14 protein-coding genes are annotated in these 20,205 nt (G+C 49.9%); 10 read left to right on the forward strand and 4 right to left on the reverse strand.

Translation table 11 applies throughout. From position 1 onward, the window contains the following. Nucleotides 1-100 precede the first annotated feature (100 nt). The gene (locus DW915_RS01710; RefSeq protein WP_117509154.1) at nt 101-1,516 is read right to left on the reverse strand and encodes an NCS2 family permease; all 1,416 of its coding nucleotides are present in this window, start codon (nt 1,514-1,516) and stop codon (nt 101-103) included. Between the two features lie 313 nt (nt 1,517-1,829). Between DW915_RS01710 and DW915_RS01715 the strand changes: the two genes are divergently transcribed. Continuing rightward, nucleotides 1,830-3,491, forward strand: a complete 1,662-nt coding sequence (locus DW915_RS01715; RefSeq protein ID WP_117508987.1) for a Na/Pi cotransporter family protein — start codon at nt 1,830-1,832, stop codon at nt 3,489-3,491. A 118-nt stretch (nt 3,492-3,609) separates the two neighbouring features. Here the strand turns inward: DW915_RS01715 and DW915_RS01720 are convergent, their stop codons facing one another. Continuing rightward, nucleotides 3,610-5,088 carry a S1C family serine protease gene (locus DW915_RS01720; protein ID WP_070103176.1) on the reverse strand — a complete coding sequence of 493 codons (1,479 nt, stop codon included), beginning with the start codon at nt 5,086-5,088 and terminating at the stop codon, nt 3,610-3,612. Between the two features lie 213 nt (nt 5,089-5,301). On the opposite strand from DW915_RS01720, the gene DW915_RS01725 reads away from it, so the two are divergent. Continuing rightward, complete coding sequence (locus DW915_RS01725; RefSeq protein WP_118741430.1) at nt 5,302-6,825, forward strand: ASKHA domain-containing protein; 1,524 nt, start codon at nt 5,302-5,304, stop codon at nt 6,823-6,825. 80 nt (nt 6,826-6,905) lie between these two features. Next, nucleotides 6,906-9,251: a ferrous iron transport protein B gene (gene feoB / locus DW915_RS01730; protein ID WP_118741431.1), complete on the forward strand. Its 2,346-nt coding sequence runs from the start codon at nt 6,906-6,908 to the stop codon at nt 9,249-9,251. 96 nt (nt 9,252-9,347) lie between these two features. Here the strand turns inward: feoB and DW915_RS01735 are convergent, their stop codons facing one another. Then, nucleotides 9,348-10,139: a hypothetical protein gene (locus DW915_RS01735; RefSeq protein ID WP_118741432.1), complete on the reverse strand. Its 792-nt coding sequence runs from the start codon at nt 10,137-10,139 to the stop codon at nt 9,348-9,350. 354 nt (nt 10,140-10,493) lie between these two features. On the opposite strand from DW915_RS01735, the gene pfkB reads away from it, so the two are divergent. From pfkB to DW915_RS01770, 6 genes are all read left to right on the forward strand, one after another. Continuing rightward, the gene (gene pfkB / locus DW915_RS01740; protein WP_118741433.1) at nt 10,494-11,402 is read left to right on the forward strand and encodes a 1-phosphofructokinase; all 909 of its coding nucleotides are present in this window, start codon (nt 10,494-10,496) and stop codon (nt 11,400-11,402) included. 15 nt (nt 11,403-11,417) lie between these two features. Further along, on the forward strand, nt 11,418-13,331 hold the full coding sequence (locus tag DW915_RS01745; RefSeq protein ID WP_055265173.1) for a PTS fructose transporter subunit IIABC: 1,914 nt from the start codon (nt 11,418-11,420) through the stop codon (nt 13,329-13,331). Nucleotides 13,332-13,399: 68 nt separating this feature from the next. Further along, entirely contained in the window at nt 13,400-13,657 is a 258-nt protein-coding gene (locus tag DW915_RS01750) for an HPr family phosphocarrier protein (protein ID WP_022463097.1), read from the forward strand. 263 nt (nt 13,658-13,920) lie between these two features. After that, nucleotides 13,921-15,570 (forward strand): phosphoenolpyruvate--protein phosphotransferase, encoded by a 1,650-nt coding sequence (ptsP, locus tag DW915_RS01755; RefSeq protein ID WP_055265171.1) that lies wholly within the window; start codon nt 13,921-13,923, stop codon nt 15,568-15,570. Continuing rightward, nucleotides 15,564-16,319, forward strand: a complete 756-nt coding sequence (locus DW915_RS01760; RefSeq protein ID WP_118741434.1) for a DeoR/GlpR family DNA-binding transcription regulator — start codon at nt 15,564-15,566, stop codon at nt 16,317-16,319. The genes ptsP and DW915_RS01760 overlap by 7 nt, the downstream gene beginning before the upstream one ends. A 422-nt stretch (nt 16,320-16,741) precedes the next feature. Further along, nucleotides 16,742-17,773: an ABC transporter ATP-binding protein gene (locus tag DW915_RS01770; protein ID WP_118741435.1), complete on the forward strand. Its 1,032-nt coding sequence runs from the start codon at nt 16,742-16,744 to the stop codon at nt 17,771-17,773. Here the strand turns inward: DW915_RS01770 and DW915_RS01775 are convergent. Beyond that, nucleotides 17,750-18,601 (reverse strand): LysR family transcriptional regulator, encoded by an 852-nt coding sequence (locus DW915_RS01775; RefSeq protein WP_022462580.1) that lies wholly within the window; start codon nt 18,599-18,601, stop codon nt 17,750-17,752. The two genes, DW915_RS01770 and DW915_RS01775, sit on opposite strands and share 24 nt — an antisense overlap. Nucleotides 18,602-18,728: 127 nt before the next feature. Here DW915_RS01775 and DW915_RS01780 point away from each other — a divergent pair, with 127 nt between their 5' ends. Then, the gene (locus DW915_RS01780) at nt 18,729-20,105 is read left to right on the forward strand and encodes an MATE family efflux transporter (protein ID WP_118741436.1); all 1,377 of its coding nucleotides are present in this window, start codon (nt 18,729-18,731) and stop codon (nt 20,103-20,105) included. Nucleotides 20,106-20,205: the final 100 nt, after the last annotated feature.

Genomic DNA, 20,205 nt, shown 5'->3' on the forward strand with positions numbered 1-20,205 from the left:
AAAAATTTTTGATTCAGAGCATAAAAAGAGCTCCTGTTTCACAGAATAAAATCTGTGGGACAGGAGCCTTTTTATGCGGTTCTGTATCGTTAAAAAGCCATTACAGAAGAAGGTATTTTAAGATAAACAGAACAGCCAGGATGTACATGATCACGCTGATCTTTTTTTCTTTTGCTTTTCCGCTCAGGATCTGGATTGCAACGTAGGAGATAACTCCCATGGCAATACCTTCGGAAATGCTGTAGAAGAACGGCATAGCTCCGATGCAGATGTAGCACGGAATCGCCTCGGAAAGATCACTGAAATCAATGTTGACTACGTTGGTCAGCATGTAGAAGCCTACCACGATCAGTGCCGGAGCCGTTGCAAAGGACGGGATGGCAAGGAAGATCGGGGAGAGGAACAGAGCGAGGCCGAAGAGGATTGCAGTGGTAACAGCGGTAAGACCGGTACGGCCGCCTTCGGAAACGCCGGAAGCACTCTCAACGAAAGTTGTTGTGGTAGAAGTACCAAGAACAGCACCTGCGCAGGTAGCAACAGCATCTGCCATCAGCGCGCCCTTGATGCGCGGAAGTTTTCCGTTTTTGTCGAGCATGTTTGCCTTGGAAGATACACCGATCAGAGTTCCGATGGTATCAAACATATCGACAAACAGGAATGCAAACATGATCACGAAGAACTCGCCTGTTTTCAGAATGGAGAAATCCAGTTTTCCGAAAATCGGGGCAAGGCTTGGAATGGAAAGTCCGTTGGAAAAATCCGGGAACAGGCTGTAGAAGCCGTTTGCCGGGTTCGGAACGTAGAGACCGCATGCCTGGCAGATCATGCCGAGGATCCAGGTTGCAAGAATTCCCCAGAGGATGTTTCCCTTTACATTGCGTACGACAAGAACGGCGGTGAGGATAACACCGATGACTGCGAGCAGAACGGTGATTCCGACATCGTTAAACGTTCCTGCCACATACTCTGTTCCGTTTAATGTGGCTGCAGACTGCAGGTTGGCATTGTAGGAAGACAGGGAATAGAGGCCTGCCACGGTTGAAGAGTTCGGCAGTACAATTTTTGCATTCTGAAGTCCGATGAATGCGATGAACAGACCGATGCCGACGCTGACTGCAGATTTCAGGCTGACCGGAATGGAGTTGAAGATCGCCTCACGGACGTTGGTCAGAGAAAGTACAATAAAGATGATACCTTCTGCAAAAACGGCGGTCAGGGCTGCCTGCCAGCTATATCCGTAGCCGAGAACAACGGTGTAGGCAAAATAGGCGTTGAGGCCCATTCCAGGTGCCAGAGCGAATGGATAATTGGCGAAAAGTGCCATGAGCAGGGTGCCAAGGAAGGCTGCCAGAGCCGTTGCTGTAAAGACAGCGCCGTGGTCCATGCCGGTGGAGGAAAGGATGTTCGGGTTGACGGCAAGAATGTACGCCATCGTCATGAACGTGGTGACACCGGCGATGATCTCGGTTTTGACCGTTGTTCCATTTTCCCGCAGCTTGAATGTGTTTTCCATCAGCTTGCTAAACTTTTCCATAGTTTTCTCTCCTTTTGAATTTTGTAGGCGGAAATGTCGCCTCATAATATGGAAACATCCTAAATGTTACAATATTATCAAGTAGAATGCAAGAAAGAAACGAAAAGAATCTGAAAATTTCTTGTCGAAATTTTTAATTTTTCTATAGACAAATGTCATGATTTCTTTTATGATAAAAAAGGTGTCGTGTAAAATCTACGTTAAGGAAATGTAAAATATCGAGATAAAAAATGCGAAACTACTTGGCGGAGATTTGGAAAGAGACATCAGAAAAAGACAAGGAAGAAAAAAGAATATGAGTGTAATAGTGTCTTTGATGGGCGGTCTGGGCTTCTTCTTATATGGAATGAAGCTGATGAGTGAAGGACTGCAGAAGGTTGCCGGATCCAAGATGAGAAGCATTCTGGAGGTATTTACGAAGAACCGTGTGATCGGTCTTCTGGTCGGTATTTTCTTTACCGCGCTGATTCAGTCCTCCAACGCTACAACCGTTATGGTGGTCAGCTTCGTAAACTCCGGTCTGATGAAACTGGCACAGGCTCCTGGAATTATCCTCGGAGCAAACATCGGTACGACAGTTACCGGACAGCTGATTGCGTTTGACCTTGCGGATATCGCGCCGCTGTTTGTCATCATCGGTGTTCTGATGGTTATGTTCGTAAAGAACAATCTGACGATCAGCCGTCTCGGCGAGGTTATCTTGGGATTTGGTATTCTGTTTATGGGTATCTCTGGTATCTCAGGAGCCCTGAACGAAGCAAAAGAGATCCCTGCAGTCGTCAACGCCCTCGGATCCCTGACGAATCCGTTTCTTGCGTTCTTAGTCGGCTGGGTGGCTACCGCGATTCTGCAGAGTAACTCTGCAACGGTCGGAATCATCATGCTTCTTGCAAGAGAGGGCTTGATGGGACTTCCGATCTGTCTGTTTATGATGCTTGGATGCAACATCGGATGTACGATGTCCGCTATTCTTGCCAGCTTCGGCTGCAAAAAAGATGCAAAACGTGCGGCATGTGTCCACCTGCTGTTCAACATCTCCGGAACGATTGTCTGCTCCATTATTTTCCTGCTGTTTGGAAATCAGGTAGTTGACTTCTTTATGGGTATTTCCGGAAACGAAGCAGGCCGTATGATCGCAAATGCAAACTCGATCATCAAAGTATGCCAGGTACTCCTGATGCTGCCGTTTACCCCGCTTCTGGTGAAGGCAACGTACTTTATCATCCGCGGAAATGACGAGGAAGACAAAAAGTTCGAGCTTGCCTACATCAGCTCGAAACACGCGATGTCCCCGACGACTGCAGTTCTGCAGGCTGTCCGTGAGATGGAGCGTATGGCACAGATGGCAGAGACCAACTTGATTCGCGCGATGAATACGCTGGTGACCCGCGATCAGAAAGAAATCGACGAGGTCTACCGTGTCGAGGAAAATATTAATTTCCTGAACAAAGAGATTACGAACTATCTGGTTCACTTAAATCAGGCATCGCTGCCGACATCAGACGTTATGCGCATCGGTGCGCTGTTCCATGTGGTCAATGATATCGAGCGGATTGGTGATCATGCCGAGAATGTCGCAGATTCTGCTGTGCAGATGACGAATGACAATGTGACCTTCAGCAAACAGGGCGAACTGGATCTTTCCGAGATGCTGGATATGGTATTAAAAATTCTCGATGAGTCGATCGAAATGTTTGCAAAGAATGATCTGCAGCACCTGCAGGAGATCATTGATATTGAAAATTCCATTGATCAGGAGGAGCGGGATCTGCAGCAGAAGCATGTAGAGCGTCTGACCCGCAACGAATGTACGCCGGAAGCCGGCATGATCTTCTCCGATCTTGTATCCGGACTCGAGCGTGTCGCGGACCATGCAACCAATATTGCATTCTCCATTCTGGATGAAGATCCGGAAGAGAAAGCAGCCCGCGAGGCAGTTGCAGGAGCAGAAAAATAAGAAATGGATTAAGAGAATAGGAGAAAGGCCCCGAAACATTGGAGTTATGTTTCGGGGCCTTTCTTTCATGCTTATGATGTTTTTTATTTATGGATTTCTTTCACGGGAGAGCGGGCAGTCAGATCGAAGGAGTAGCGGAGGTCAGGGTATTTCCACCCTCTGCAGAGCGGGATGAACCCGCATTCTGCTGGGAATCGCTCTGCTGATCATCTGAAGAGCTGGTGCTCGTTCCGAGGGTCAGGGAGAAGGTCTTTGTCTCATAGGATCCGTTGTCTGGAACCTGTACTTCCACCTCGACGGTTTCGCCGGCAGAGTAATACTGCAGCAGGGATTTCAGCTCGCTGGTGGAGGTGATGGAATGTCCGTCAAAGCTGGTCAGAACGTATCCGGATTTCAGACCTGCATTTTCAGCGGCACTGCCGGAGGTTACTTCGGAGATATAGACGCCGGCCGGCATATTGTATGCCTGCTGGATCTGGCTGCTGACATCGAGGCATTTGATGCCGATCGTTCCCTGATCTTCTGCGGCAACCTTTGTTCTGGTCTGCTCATTCATCAGATTTTCAATGATATCGGAAACACGGGAGACCGGGATTGCATAGCCCATGCCCTCTACCTCTGTAGAAGCAAGTTTTGCGGAGTTGATACCGATGACCTCTCCGTTCATGTTCAGAAGAGCGCCGCCGCTGTTGCCAGGGTTGATGGCTGCATCGGTCTGTAAGTAGGTCTTTCCGGTTGTATCAGTGGAAGAAGTATCTGCCGTTGTTCCATCGGAGCTTCCGTCAGAAGAGGAATCGCTGTCGATCACACGGTTTGCAGCACTGATGATACCGGTCGTAACGGACTGGCCGTAGCCGAGTGCGTTGCCGATCGCAACGACCTGCTCGCCGACCTCAACGGAATCAGAATCGCCCATCGTGGCAACAGCGATGCTGCTCATCGTGTCATCCGGGATCTCGGAGAGCGGAACGGCGATGACGGCAAGATCGTTATCGGCATCGGTACCTTTGATATTTGCCTTGCAGACCTGATTGTTTACAAAACTAACAGAAAGAGTATCGGCATCTTCTACTACATGGTTATTGGTGACGATCAGAAGCTCGGTGTCATTCTTTCCGATGATGATACCGGAACCGCAGCTTGTGGTCTCCTCGGTCTGCGGAGTCTGGGCACCGTAACCGAACATGCTGAAGTAGTTCTGTACTTCCTGTACGGACTGGTTTGTGATGGAGACGATCGACGGCATTGCGTTTTTCGCAATCGTGGAAACATCCATCGTTCCGGTGGAAGTGGAGCTTGAGGATGTGGCAGCGGCTTTTAAGAGGCTGCTGTTGGAAGTCGTCTGCTGTGCAGTGGTTGTTGTTGCAGCGGCTGTCGTGCTTCCGGCAAAGTGGTTGACTGCCTGGAAGGTACCGCCGGCAACACCGCCGAACAGAACTGCGCTTAAGGCGATGGCTCCGATTTTTTTTGCAAGCTTAGCAGCTTTTTTATTTTTGGAAGAAGGTTTCTTTCCGTTGAAGCTGTTCTGCTCTGCTGCCATCATGTTCTCATTATTGGTTTCGTTTTCGTTATTGTAGTTGTTTCTGTAGTCCATCATAATAAATACTTCCTTTCTGGTATCTGTATTTTAAACTGTGTTCCGGAATCGGCTTCCGGTTTTGTTTGCTTCCTTTTTTGTTTCTATGCTTTGCAGTATAATGGGAATCTGTGATGGAAATGTAGTAAAAATGTGAAAAAAATAAGTTCTCTGGAAAAGAGAAAAGTGCTACAATAAGAAACAGAAAAATGATCAGGAAATGAGGAAGTAATAATGAATAGAGGAGTAACACAGAAACAGTATCTGGAGTTGGTCCCGCCGACGGAGGAGGACGCCCGCTCCAGCCAGATGCGGATACTGGATGCATTAAAAGAGAAAGGAATCACCGCATCATTTACCCTTCCAGCGCTGCAGAAACTGTATCCCATCTGCGATGAGGCAGACTATAACATAACGGTTTCCCTCGCATGGAATGGAAGCATCTGGCAGGTGGTTGATCTGGAAGCGGGCGATACAGCAGCAGAGCATTACGGCTATGCCGCTGATCTTGGAAGTACGACCGTCGTTGTGCGCCTGGTAAACTGCAGCGACGGTACCGTGCTTGCCGAGGAGAGCGAATACAACCGCCAGACTGCCTATGGAACCGATATTCTGACGAGAATCTTTGCCTGTAAGGATAAACCGGAGGTACTGCAGGACATCCGTGCGTGTACGATGGAGACATTTACACTGCTCTTTGAAAAACTTCGCCAAAAGACAGGAATTGCGCCGTCGGATGTTCTCTCAATGGTCGTATCCGGCAACACAACGATGATCCATTTCCTGCTGGGACTGGATCCGTTCTGCGTCTTTTCATCCCCGTACGCCGTGCGCGCAGACCGCGTCGGATTCCTTCCGGCGAAAGAGATGGGATTTCCCATGAAGGGATGTGTCTACTGCGTGCCGGGAAAATCCAATTACCTGGGCGGTGATATATTAAGCGGTATGATCGCAACGGAACTCTATAAAAAAGAAACGATCAGCGTTTTTTTTGATATCGGAACGAACGGCGAGCTTGTCGTCGGAAACCGGGAATTTCTGCTCTGCGGCGCAGGCGCTGCCGGTCCGGCGCTCGAGGGCGGCGTGGTCAAAACCGGCATGCGAGCTGCAGAAGGCGCTGTTGATACGGTAAAAATAGAAGACGGGAAAATCCAGTGCCATGTAATCGGAGAGGGTAAGCCAAAGGGCATCTGCGGTTCCGGCATTATCGATCTGCTCGCGGAATTATTCCTAAATGGATGGATCAACCTGTTCGGTACCCTGCAGCCGGAGCGGTCAGAAAAGATCAAAGAAGATCCGAAGACGGGAGAATGGTGTGTCGAGTACAGGGAAGGACTGAACTTTTATCAGAGCGATATCGCCGAATTTCTGCGGACGAAATCGGCCGCCTATACGATGGTTGAGTACATGATGCGTGAATCCGGCATCTCCATGGAAGATATCGACCGGTTTTACGCGGCGGGCGCGTTTGGAAAACACGTCTCGAAGGAGTCAGCCATCACAATCGGCATGTATCCGGATATGGACCGGGAACGCCTCATCTGCGCTGGAAATACGTCGTTAGAGGGAGCGGAAAAAATTCTGCTGGACAGAACCCGAATCGAAGAGATTGACCGGATTCTCGAGGAGATGGTTTATATTCAGTTTGGTCAGGTCTCTGACTTTATTTCCATGATGGTAGCCGCCCAGGCAATTCCACACACGGATCTCGAGCGGTTTCCAAGTGTACAGAAAAAACTGGAAGAAAGAAAACAGTAAATAGCGGCAGGCGCTTGACCGCAGTCGAATCGTGTCATATACTTGTTAATGATAATGAGAATCAACAAGGAGAGACAGATATGACATTGAAAGAACTGCCGATCGGAAAAACGGCGACTGTCCGTACCGTAGGAGGAGAGGGTGCGCTGCGGCAGCACTTCCTCGATATGGGAATCATTCCAGGTGCGGAGGTAACAATGGTAAAGTATGCACCGATGGGAGATCCTGTGGAAGTACGGATTCACAGCTATGAGCTGACACTTCGCCTTGACGATGCCGGACGGATTGAAATTGATGAGGTGCGGGATACCGTAAAAGAAAAGGAGCAGCCGGATGCCAGAGCGATTCCGCATCCCGGCTTTGGAGAGGGCGGAAAGTATCACAATAAGGCAGAGGAGCATCCACTGCCGGAAGGAGAGCTGCTGTCCTTTGCGCTGGCCGGAAACCAGAACTGCGGCAAGACCACCCTGTTCAACCAATTAACGGGATCCAACCAGCACGTCGGAAACTTCCCCGGCGTGACCGTAGACCGGAAGGACGGTGAAATCCGCGGCCAGAAAAACACGCTGGTCACCGACCTTCCCGGCATTTATTCGATGTCGCCGTATTCAAGCGAAGAGATCGTCACCCGGAATTTCGTTCTGAACGAGCATCCGCGCGGCATCATCAATATTGTAGATGCGACAAATATCGAACGAAACCTGTATCTGACGATGCAGCTGATGGAACTCGACGTTCCGATGGTACTGGCCCTCAACATGATGGATGAGGTACGCGAAAACGGCGGTTCTGTGCTCGTGAACCAGATGGAAGAGAGACTTGGCATCCCGGTTATCCCGATTTCCGCTGCAAAAAACGAGGGAATCGATGAACTGGTTGCCCATGCTGTCCATGTGGCCAAATACCAGGAAAAACCGGGCAGAAAGGACTTCTGTGAGGCGAATGACCACGGCGGTGCCGTCCACCGTGCGTTGCATGCGATCATGCATCTGATCGAGGATCACGCCGCAAGGGCGGATATTCCGGTGCGGTTTGCGGCGAGCAAGCTGGCAGAGGGCGATGCGCTGATCCTGGAGCAGCTGGCCCTCGATGAAAACGAGAAAGAGATGCTCGAGCATATCGTCTGTCAGATGGAGACGGAGCGCGGCCTGGACCGCGCGGCGGCGATTGCGGATATGCGTTTTAATTTTATTGAAAAAGTCTGCCGTGAGACCGTGGTAAAACCAAAAGAGAGCCGCGAGCATGTGCGGAGCACAAAAATTGACCGTGTGCTGACCGGAAAATATACGGCTCTGCCATGTTTTGCCGGGATTATGGCGGCTGTCTTTTTCCTGACCTTCCATGTGATCGGAGCATCGCTGCAGAGTGTGCTGGAGGTTCTGATCGGAAAACTGACCGAGCTCGTGGACAGCGCCATGACAGCATGGGGCGTCAATCCGGTGCTTCATTCCCTTGTGATTGACGGTATTTTTAACGGCGTCGGAAGTGTCTTAAGCTTCCTTCCGATCATCGTCACCCTGTTTTTCTTCCTGTCCATTCTGGAAGACAGCGGCTATATGGCGCGCGTGGCATTTGTGATGGATAAGCTGCTCCGGAAAATCGGCCTCTCCGGCCGCAGTATCGTGCCGATGCTGGTCGGTTTTGGCTGTACCGTGCCGGGCGTCATGGCGAGCCGCACCCTGCCTTCCGAGCGTGACCGGAAAATGACGATCCTATTAACTCCGTTTATGAGCTGTTCGGCAAAACTTCCGATTTACGCGTTCTTTACCGCCGCATTCTTCCCGAAATACAGTGCCCTTGTGATGGTTCTTCTGTATTTCGGTGGTATCTTCATGGCTGTCCTGATGGCGATGCTGATGCAGGGAACTTTATTCCAGGGGGAAGCCGTTCCGTTTGTCATGGAGCTTCCAAACTACCGCATGCCGGGGGCAAAAAATGTCGGACAGCTTTTGTGGGATAAGGCAAAAGACTTCCTGCAGCGGGCATTCACCGTCATTTTTGTTGCCACGATTGTGATCTGGTTTTTACAGACCTTTGGAACGCATCTCAATGTCGTGGAGGACTCCAAGGACAGCATTCTCGCCGTTGTCTCCGGCCGTCTCGCCCCGGTTTTTCGGCCGCTTGGATTTGGAGACTGGAGAGTATCGACCGCCCTTCTAACCGGATTTATGGCAAAGGAGAGTGTCGTCTCCACACTTTCCGTACTGTTCGGCACGACCGCGCAGCTGACCGAAATTCTGACACCGGTTTCCGCATTAAGCCTTCTGGTTTTCTGCCTCCTCTATACGCCGTGTGTGGCGGCAGTCGCTTCCATCAAGCGGGAGCTTGGCGGCAGATGGGCAGCCGGTGTTGTCGTTTCCCAGTGTGTGATCGCCTGGCTGGCAGCTTTTGTCGTACATGGCTTTGCACTGCTGTTTGGCATGTAAAAAAGAACATTAAATAAGAAAAGCTCTGCAGAACAGAAAATGCAAAATTCTGATCTGCAGAGCTTTTGATATATGGCTGGTAAAAAAATGCCGGTTTTAAATTTTTCGTATCACATGCTTTAAAATTCTTGTCTTGTGGAGCAGAAAGATCGAGCAGTCCATAAACAGATGGGCAAGAAAGGTGCTCAAAATGACGCCATTTGATTTCAGCAGAAAGCCGACATGGAACCCATACCAGCACACGAAACCGGAGTAGGCGCTCATGATGACAAGAAGCGGTAGATTTTCCAACACGCCCCGCATCGTTTCAAGAAAACTCTTGACCGTAAAGTCGAAATACAGGAAGCGGCCGACCGTCAGCGTCAGGAAATAGAGAATCAGCCCGTCATAATTCGTGTCCTCGTAGATAAAGCGGATGTACAGGAGAATCAGTACAATATAGAAGACCGAAATCAGCCGCACCGATGCTTTCTGATCCGGCTCAAGATGCGTGAGCTTTACGAGAACCACATCGAGCCAGCTTGTCAGAAAGACGGAGAGCACGATAAAGACAAGAAGCACCACATCCTGATACTTCTCCCAGTACATCGAAATCTGCGGCAGACGCTCGTCGATAATGTAGTAGAGGGAGAGGAAGAGAAGAATCGAAGTGCCGGAGAAAACCAGCTCATAAAAGCTTTCCACAATCTGATACTGCCTGCGCTGGTGTTTCTTCCGGCGTATTTTTTTCGCTTTTTCCTCTGTCTCCTCTTTTAGCTGCCGCTGAATCTGCAATTTTGCAATCAGAAGCACAAGGGCAAGCACCAGAATCAGGCCGAGCAGTGAGACAAGCAGAAAACTGCCCACATTGGCGGGATCAAAATAGTGAAGAATATAGTATCGTTTCAAATAAAATCACCTCTTCTGGAAATTCTTTTTTTGATTTCTCTTCACTTTAGTACCAAATCCGGAAAAAGTAAAGTACAAAAATGAGAACAGAAAGAAAGTGTCTGATAAAAAATGACCGAAATGGAGAGAATAAAGTGATCAATGCGTGACAGGGAAGAAAAGATGACGATCAGTCAAAGTCGGTCAAAACAGGGCGATAAACCGGGAAAATCCGTCACAAAACTCTAAACTTATGCAAATGTGACAAAAAGAGAAGGGAAAATTCATGAAATATTAATGATTGATTTTGAATGAATATGACGATATGATAATCTTATCAAAGCAAAAACGATCAAAATAAAGCAGGAGGGAAATATGATTTACACAGTGACATTCAATCCGTCTCTGGACTACATTGTATCGGTGGAAGACTTCAAGCTCGGCCTTACCAACCGCACAAGCTCCGAGCTGATGCTTCCGGGCGGAAAAGGAATCAACGTATCGACCGTACTTGGAAACCTTGGAATTGAGAGCACAGCGCTCGGATTTCTGGCAGGCTTTACCGGAAAAGAAATCGCGGGACGGCTCGACCAGATGGGAATTAAAAACGGCTGCATCTGGCTGGAAGAAGGATATTCCCGCATCAACGTCAAATTAAAGAGCATTGACGGAACTGAGATCAACGGACAGGGACCCGAAATCCCGGAGAAAAAAGTGGAAGAGCTGATGAAACAGCTTTCCGCACTCGGCGAGGGCGACGTTCTCTTCCTCGCAGGCAGCATCCCGTCATCCATGACAGATGATGCCTATCAGAAAATTATGGAAATGCTCGACGGCAAGGGCGTCCGCATCGTCGTAGACGCGACCCGTGATCTGCTGATGAAGGTTCTGCCGTACCACCCGTTCCTCATCAAACCGAACAATCACGAACTCGGCGAGATTTTCGGTGTGGAATTAAAGACAAGAGAGTCGGTTGTTCCGTATGCAAAACAGCTGCAGAAAAAGGGCGCACAGAACGTTCTGGTTTCCATGGCAGGCGAAGGAGCCGTTCTCGTTGCCGCATCCGGTGAGGTCTTTGAAGCTCCGGCCCCGAAAGGAAAGCTTATCAACGGCGTCGGCGCAGGAGACTCGATGGTAGCCGGATTCATGGCAGGCTACATGGAAAAAGAAGATTACCTCCATGCGTTCCATATGGGAATCGCAGCGGGAAGTGCAAGTGCTTTTTCTGAAAACCTTGCAACCCGGGAGGAAATTGCATCTGTCTACGAACAGATTACAAAATAAAAGGGAGGACGTCTCATGAGAATCACAGAGTTGCTGGACATCCGCAGTATTGCGCTGGATGCCGCACCGAAAAGCAAACAGGAAACGCTTGATGCAGCCGTAGCGCTGATGGTCAAAAGCGGAAAGATCACAGACGAAGATGCGTACCGTGCACAGGTTTACGCAAGAGAAGAAGAGAGCACCACAGGAATCGGAGAGGGAATTGCGATTCCGCACGGAAAATGTGATGCAGTAAACAAACCGGGCCTTGCAGCCATGGTGATCCCGAACGGCGTTGATTTTGATTCTCTCGATGGAGAGCCGGTCACCCTGCTGTTCCTCATCGCAGCGCCGAACACAAAAGACAACGTTCACCTCGATGTCTTAAGTAAACTTTCCATGATGCTGATGGATGAAGAGTTCACCAAGAGCCTTCGAAACGCAAGGACACCGGAAGAGTTCCTTGCCATTATCGACCGCGCCGATGAAGAGAAAAAGAGCGTAGATGAGCGTCTTGCAGAGCCGGTGGAAGCAAAAGAAAATCAGGTGAAGATTCTCGCCGTTACTTCCTGCCCGACCGGTATTGCCCACACTTACATGGCAGCCGAGGGAATCGAGAAAGCAGCGAAAGCAAAAGGATGCTTCGTAAAAGTCGAGACACGAGGCTCCGGCGGAGCGAAAAACGTGCTGACTGCACAGGAAATCGCCGATGCGGACTGCATCATCGTTGCAGCCGACGCACAGGTTCCGATGGATCGTTTCGACGGAAAGAAAGTCATTCAGCGCCAGGTATCCGACGGTATCAGCAAAGCAGATGAGCTGATCGAGCTTGCGATGTCCGGAAACGCACCGGTTTACAAGAGCGGCAATGCGCAGACAGCCGCAGCAAGCACGAAGAAGAACAGCGGCGGTATCGGCCACCAGCTGTACACCCAGCTGATGAATGGTGTTTCCCATATGCTTCCGTTCGTTGTCGGCGGCGGTATTCTGATCGCAATCGCATTCCTGATCGACGGACTTCTTGTTGATATGAACTCCCTTGATGCCGCAGCCAGATCAAACTTCGGTACGATTACCCCGGCTGCAGCGATGTTCAAACAGATCGGCGGCGTGGCATTCGGTTTCATGCTCCCGGTTCTTGCAGGCTACATCGCCATGGCAATCGGCGACCGGCCGGCACTTGCCCTTGGTTTTGTCGGCGGTATGATGGCATCGAGCGGAACCTCCGGTTTCCTTGGAGCACTCGTTGCCGGTTTTGCAGCAGGCTACATTATCCTTGGCCTCCGCAAAGCATGTGAGAAACTTCCGGAAGCACTCGAAAAGATTGCGCCGGTTCTGATTTACCCGGTAGTCGGCATCCTTGCGATGGGACTTCTGATGCTCTTCATTGTAGAGCCGATCATGGGAACCGTCAACACGGTACTGAACAATGGTCTTGCTTCCATGGGCGGATCCAGCAAGCTGATCCTTGGCATGATCCTCGGCGGCATGATGGCCATCGACATGGGCGGCCCGTTCAACAAAGCAGCTTACGTATTCGGAACAGCAGCCATCGCAGCAGGAAACTACGACATTATGGCATCCGTTATGATCGGCGGTATGGTTCCTCCGTGTGCGATTGCACTTGCAACCCTGCTGTTCAAAGATAAATTTACAAAAGAAGAAAGAGAATCCGGTCCGACCAACTTCATCATGGGACTCGCCTTCATCACCGAGGGTGCGATTCCATTCGCAGCAGCAGACCCGATCCACGTTCTTCCGGCCTGCATCATCGGCTCTGGCCTCGCAGGTGCGCTCTCCATGGCATTTGGCTGTACCTTAATGGCACCGCACGGCGGCATCTTCGTTGTACCGGTTATGGGAAATGCGCTGCTTTATCTGGTGGCAGTTGTCATCGGAACAGTGGTATCCGCAGTTCTGCTTGGAGTTTTAAAGAAAAAAGTTGCATAAAAGAGTAGAAAAAAGACAGAAAACAAAGTAAAATAAAAATATCAAAGATCCTATGGGAGGAAAAAATCATGAAAGAATTTAAGTATGTTGTAACAGATCCAGAAGGAATCCACGCTCGTCCGGCAGGAATGCTGGTAAAAGCAGTCAAAGAATTTTCCTGTGATATCAAGATCGCAAAAGACGGAAAAGCCATGAACTGCAAAGCCATCTTCGGCATCATGGGACTGGCTGTAAAACAGGGCGAAGAAGTTACCCTGACCTTCGATGGAGCAGATGAAGATGCTGCATACGAAGCAATCAGCAATTTCATGAAAGAGAACTTGTAATTCTACAGAGCCATGCGGAATGGAAGAAAAAAGTGCGAATCATGCTTGCATGAATGAGTGCTTTTTTCTGGAATTCCATATGGCGAGAAGCCACATCGAAATGGAGCGTAAGCGGAATTGAGATGGGGCTCTGGAGAATTACAATATAGTAATCGGCAGGAGCGTGTTTGAAAAACTTTCTGAAACTAAGAAATCCTTTTTAAACACGCTCCGGCTGTCTGGACAGAAAATTCGGATATCGAGAACAAAGGTGGAGAAAACTTATGCAGATTTATCAGGGAAAAAGCGTATTTTCCGGCATTGCGATCGGAAAGATCCGCGTATACAAAAAGAATGAGCGTCAGGTAAAACGTGTGAAAGTAGAAAATCCGGATGCGGAGATGGCACGGTTTGAGGAAGCAAAGGCAAAAGGAATCGCACAGCTTGGCGTTCTGTATGAAAAAGCATGCAAAGAGGTTGGCGAGGCCAATGCAGCGATCTTCGAGGTACATCAGATGATGATGGAGGACGACGGCTACAACGAGTCCGTCGAGAATATTATCAAGAGCCAGGGCGTCAACGCTGAGTATGCCGTTGCAACGACAGGCGACAACTTTGCGCAGATGTTTTCTGCCATGGACGATGATTACATGAGAGAGCGCGCGGCAGACGTAAAGGATATTTCCGAGCGTCTGATCTCCATCTTAAACGGAGACGACACCGACGCATCCTTAAACGACGAACCGGCGATCATCGTGGCAGATGACCTTGCGCCGTCTGAGACGGTACAGATGGATAAGGACAAAGTTCTTTCTTTTGTTACCGTACACGGTTCTTTAAATTCCCACACCGCTATCCTTGCAAGAACCATGGCGATTCCGGCACTGGTCGGAACACCGCTTCCGCTGGATGAGAGCGTAGACGGAAAGCTCGGCATCGTAGACGGATCGGATGGAACCATCTATGTTGATCCGGACGAGGAGACTCTTGCTGCCATGCAGAAGCGCCGCACCGAGGAGGAGGAAAAGAAAAAACTGCTCCTCACCTTAAAGGGAAAAGAAAATATTACACTGGACGGACAGAAAATTCTGCTGTATGCTAATATTGGAAACATCAAAGACCTTGCGGCTGTCATGCAGAACGACGCGGGCGGCATCGGCCTGTTCCGAAGCGAGTTTATCTATCTGGAGCAGGATCACTATCCAACAGAGGAGGAGCAGTTCCGTATCTACAAACAGGCAGCAGAGACGATGGCGGGAAAACGCGTCATCATCCGTACCCTCGATATCGGTGCTGACAAACAGTGCGATTATTTCGAGATGGAAAAAGAGGAGAATCCGGCACTTGGCTGCCGTGCGATCCGCATCTGCCTGACGCGGCCGGAGATCTTCAAGACACAGCTTCGCGCGCTGTTCCGCGCAAGCGCATATGGAAAAATTGCCATTATGTATCCAATGATCACAAGTGTCGGCGAGGTTCGCCAGATCAAAGCGATTGTGGAGGAAGTAAAAGCTTCTCTCGCTGAGCAGGGCATTGAGTACGGAAATCCAGAGCAGGGTATCATGATCGAGACCCCGGCGGCTGCCATCATCAGCGATGAGCTGGCAAAAGAGGTTGATTTCTTCAGTATCGGAACGAACGACCTCAGTCAGTACACCCTCGCGATCGACCGCCAGAACACAAAGCTGGATCCGTTCTTTGATCCGCATCACCCGGCGATCCTGCGCATGATTCAGATGGTTGTGGAGAATGCACACAAAGCCGGCATCTGGGCCGGTATCTGCGGCGAGCTCGGCGCTGACCAGGAGCTGACAAAAGAGTTCCTTGCGATGGGCGTAGATGAACTTTCCGTTTCTCCGGGAAGCATCCTTCCGCTCCGCAAGATCATTCTGGAAACAAATGTGGCAGAATATAAGGCAGGAAAGAAATGTTAACACAGCAGAGACATGAGATAATTTTGAAACTGTTAAAAGAAAAGGGAAGCATCACCGTGACGGAAGTCCGGGATCTTCTCGATACATCGGAGTCCACGGTACGCCGCGATATCACAGCGCTCGACAAGGAGGGCAAGCTGGAAAAGGTATTCGGCGGCGCCGTGGAAGCCGGCCAGAAGGTGACGGCACACGAGTACACCGTTGCGCAGAAAAATGAGCTGAACTGCGATGCCAAACGGAAAATCGCAGAATATGCGGCATCCCTCATCGAGCCGGACGATTTCGTCTTTCTCGACGCGGGAACGACAACGGCGCATATGATCGATTTCATCCGGGCAACCTCCGCCGTTTTCGTGACAAACGCTGTTGCCCACGCACAGCGGCTGGCATCACGCGGGTTTAAGGTCATTCTGGTAGGCGGCGAGCTCAAAAGCTCCACAGAAGCTGTCGTCGGAAACCAGGCAATCCGCACGATCCAGGAGTATCATTTCACCAAAGGCTTTTTCGGAACAAATGGCGTAACCCGAAGAAGCGGCTGCACAACCCCGGACGTCAACGAGGCCGTCACCAAAAAGACCGCCATGGAACAGTGCCGCCAGTGCTACGTCCTCTGCGACGCAAGCAAATTTAACAGCATCAGCTCCGTCACCTTCGCAGACTTCGAAAAACCAATCTTCATCACCGACCGGAAAGCGATCGGATATGAGAAGAGCAAACATATCATCGCGTGCGACGAAGAACAGAAATAAAAGGCCAATATCTTACACACACATAAATAGAGAGGAGTCCCTGACCTGCAAAGGAATTGTTTGCAGCGTCAGGGGCTTTTTGCATTCCATAATAGGAAAAAAGGTGAATGGAAAAAGGCAAAGGAAACTGCTCTTTCCATGGCAGAAGACGGCATGGATGTTGAAAGAATTGCCCGCCTGATTAAGGTGAGTGAAGACGATGTTCGGAAATGGATCGATGAGAATTTCTGTGTTGTCAAATAATACCAGGATAAAAATAGTGAGAGACTCTGCTTGATGCAGGGCCTTTTCCAATGCTTTATAGAAAAAAAGAACGATTAGCAATACTAATCAATACGATAAGAAAAAAGTTTTGATTTCAATAGAAAAATTGACTATCATAAAGTCAACAAAAGAAATCATTTGATAAGGAGGAATCAAAAATGGCGAAGAATCCGAAAATTCTGGAGAGTGTTTACAGTATCCGTGATATTCAGATTTTCGGTGCGGGTTTCCGGCGGATGAAGGAGGTTGACGAGGCAAACCGGAACGTGAATCATGCATCCTTCTGGCTGACCGTACACCGCCAGACGATTGCCTCATTCCCGAACTTCTTTGTATATCTCGCCAGAATCCTGATTCTCGTCTGCGCGGGCGTGCTTGCCTCCCGCGGGATCAATCATCCGGTCGGAACGATTGCGATCTCGTTTGCAGCGACGGCATCCCTTTCATCGACGTTCAATCTGACCTTTGTTGTGACGAGTCTTCTGGAAACGTATGGAGCGGCGGAACGGATCTTTAAAATCGAGGATACGATGTCGGAGACAGAAGAACCGGCAAATCCAGTTTCCTGCGGGGAGATTCAGACGATCGAGTTTTCGGATGTGACCTTTTCCTATCCGGGAACGGAGAAAAAAGTGCTCGATCACTTTAATTTTAAGATTCGGAAGGGAGAGAAGATCGGCATTGCCGGAGCATCGGGGGCCGGAAAATCGACGATTCTGCGTCTGCTGCTGCGGTTTTATGCGCCGGCGGAAGGTGAAATCCGGATCAACGGCATTCCGCTGGAACAGATCAGCTTTGCGGAACTGCATCAGAGGATTGCGTTTCTGGAGCAGGACACCTATCTGTTTGATGCAACGATTGCCGAGAATATTGCCATTGCAAAACCGGATGCTTCCATTGAAGAAATCCGAACAGCGGCAGAGCGCGCCGGTATCGCGGAGTTTATCGAGACACTGCCGGAGGGCTATCAGACCGATATGGGTCAGATGAGTGCACGCCTTTCCGGCGGAGAGCGCCAGAGAATCGGCATCGCACGGATTTTCCTGCGCGATCCCGATCTCTGCCTGATGGATGAGCCGTCCAGTACACTGGATGCGCAGCATGAGAAGGAGCTGCTGCATACGCTGAAAACAGAGTACGGCAAAAAGATAAGTTGTTTTAATGTGTCAGGTTTCATTCCACATTTTTAAAAAATCCCGAAGCTCGGATGGAAGGCGCCCTTTGCGCCAGGCGAGCAGGATTTCCGTTGTAAGGTCTGCGTCCGTGATGGCGCAGGCCTTTAATTGATGGGAAAGCGGCAGCATGGAGGCGGGCAGAAGAGCAATGCCAAGCCCTTTTTCCGCCATCGTCATTGCCGTGCGGGCATCCTCGCAGGTCAGATAGATGTCGCAGAACAGACCGGCCTGTTCGAAAGCGGAGAGCATATATTTTCGGTAGCGGTTGGAAAGAATCAGCGGCTGTTCGGCAAGTTCGGTAAGAGAAAGCGTGTCGCGCTCCGCAAAAAGCGGGTGGTCCGGGAGTGCCATGGCGGTGATGCTTTCTTTTAGGAGTGTTTTTGTTTCACAGCCGTTTAAAACGATCGGTGTGCGCAGCGTAGTAAGATCGATCACATGATTTTCCAGCTGATCCTTGAGGGCAAAGGTGGAACCCTCGTGTACATCGAAGTGGACCTGCGGATGCTGTTTTGAAAACCGGAGCAGGTAGTCGGAAAGAAGGGACACGGTGGAAGGCGTCATTCCGATGTGCAGAGTTGCCGCCTGGCTGGATTTTACGACTTCGCGTTTCGTAAGATCCGCGAGCATCAGAAGTGTACCCGCCTGCTCGTACAGTGTTTTTCCCGCCTCAGTCAGTGTGATTTTCTTTGTACCGCGCACGAGAAGCGGCACCTGAAGCTCTTCCTCGAGCATTTTAAGCTGATAGCTTAACGGCGGCTGTGTCATATGCAGCATGCGTGCCGCCCCGCTGATGGTTCCGGCGTCCACGATGGCGCGGAAGTATTCGAGCTGTCGAAGTTCCATGGGAATCCTCCTTTGTAAGATAAAGCATATAAAAATTGTTTAAATCTAATATAAAAACAATAATTTACATATAGTATATGACATGATATACTGAAAAGCAAGTGAAAAGAAAAGGAATGATAGAACAATGAAACGAATTGATTTCGAACATGGAACCGTAACCGGAAACATTTTAGGGGCAGCGCTCCCGATGCTGGTTGCTCAGATTTTAAGCCTTTTGTACAACATCGTAGACCGCGTTTACATCGCGCGGATCCCAGATGTGGGAACGGCGGCGCTCGGCGCGGTCGGCCTGTGCTTTCCGCTGATCGTTGTCATCACGGCATTCAGCAACCTGTTCGGAAGCGGCGGCGCTCCGCTGTTTTCGATCGAGCGCGGAAAAAACAATCCGCAGAAGGCGGAAACGATCATGAATACATCCTACTCCATGGTCTGCGCCTGTGCCGTTGTCCTCATGGTCATCGGCTTTCTGTTTGCCCGTCCGCTGCTGACGCTGTTCGGCGCATCGGCAGATGCGATGGTTTACGCCTATCCTTATATGATGCTTTATCTGATCGGAACGCTGCCGTCCATGATTGCGACCGGCATGAACCCGTTCATCAATGCGCAGGGCTATTCAACGGTCGGCATGCTCTCCGTTACGATCGGAGCTGTCGCAAACCTGCTGCTTGATCCGCTGTTTATCTTTGTGCTTGGCTTCGGCGTGCAGGGTGCCGCGATTGCCACCGTCATTTCCCAGACGCTCTCAGCTGTGTTCGTTCTGTATTTCCTGACCCGGAAAGCGGAACTGAAAGTACGGTTTATACGGAAAAATGAAATCTCCGAGTGTGCGGGCTATGCAAAAAATATCGTCAGCCTCGGAACGGCCGGTTTTATCATGCAGCTCACCAACAGCCTTGTTACCATCTGCTGCAACAACGTGCTTTCCGTGACCGGCGGCGATATTTACATATCTGTTATGACAATTGTATCAAGTGTCCGTCAGCTCGTAGAGACCCCAATCTATGCGATGAATGAGGGAACCTCTCCGATCTTAAGCTACAACTACGGTGCCCGCCGTCCGGCCCGCGTACGCAAAGCCATGTGCGTGATGAGTGCGATGATCCTTGGCTATACCGCAGTGATGTGGAGTGTTATTATTCTGATTCCGCATGTACTGATCGGTATTTTTAGTTCAGACGCTGTACTGATTCAGGATGCGGTGCCGGCGCTGAAACAGTATTTTGCAGCATTTATTTTCATGGATCTGCAGTACATCGGCCAGACCGTATTCAAATCACTGAATAAAAAGAAACAGGCGATCTTTTTCTCCCTGCTCCGCAAAGTATTTATTGTTGTGCCGCTCACCTATCTGATGCCGTATGCGCTCCACATGGGAACCGACGGTGTCTTCCTCGCCGAGCCGGTATCGAACGTAATCGGCGGAAGCCTCTGCTTTATCACCATGCTGGCTCTGATACTGCCGGAACTGAAGCGGATGGAAAAACAGAATATGGCAAAATAAAATGAAATAAAATGAAATAAAATCTGCCGGCCCTGTGGAGACAAAAACTCCGCGGGGTTTCTTTTTGATGAAATAATCCATAGCTGAAAACTATGCGGCA

The organism is Blautia sp. AM42-2 (genome assembly GCF_003480245.1).
GTDB lineage: Bacteria > Bacillota > Clostridia > Lachnospirales > Lachnospiraceae > Fusicatenibacter > Fusicatenibacter saccharivorans.